The organism is Mycobacterium sp. E2327 (assembly GCF_001672675.1).
In the GTDB taxonomy this organism is placed as follows: domain Bacteria; phylum Actinomycetota; class Actinomycetes; order Mycobacteriales; family Mycobacteriaceae; genus Mycobacterium.
On sequence record NZ_LZKE01000036.1, the window covers coordinates 1 to 524 of the forward strand.

1 protein-coding gene is annotated in these 524 nt (G+C 68.3%); it reads left to right on the forward strand.

The window, feature by feature from the left end; all coding sequences use genetic code 11:
• Positions 1 to 150: 150 nt before the first annotated feature.
• The coding region (locus A5712_RS04490; protein ID WP_197519292.1) for a BatA domain-containing protein at positions 151 to 524 on the forward strand (374 nt) is incomplete at its 3' end.

Consider the following 524-nt stretch of genomic DNA (forward strand, 5'->3'; position numbering starts at 1 on the left):
CGCCCACCTGATCCCGATCCAGGACGCCGGGCTACAGACCCACCTGCGCAGCCTGGACATCAAGTTCACCCAGCGCCGGGATCTGGTCGCCGGCTAGCGTCCATGCGGCCTCCATGCAGCCGCGTCGTTTGACGAATAGGGTGGCTGGACATGAAGCTGCCGCTGCTGGGACCGGTGTCGCTGACGGGGTTCCAGAACGCCTGGTTCTTCCTGTTCCTGCTGGCCGTGGCGCTGCTGACCGGGATCTACGTCGTGGTGCAGTTCGCCCGTCGGCGTCGGGTGCTGCGGTTCGCCAACATGGAGGTGCTGGAGCGGGTCGCGCCGCTGCGCTCGGGCCGGTGGCGGCACGTGCCGACGATCCTGCTCGCCGCGTCGCTGGTGCTGTTGACCACGGCCATGGCCGGGCCGACGTCGGACATCCGGATTCCGCTCAACCGCGCCTGCGTCGTGCTGATCATCGACATGTCGAACTCGATGCGCGCGACCGACGTCGAACCCAACCGGCTCAAGGCGGCCGAGCAGGC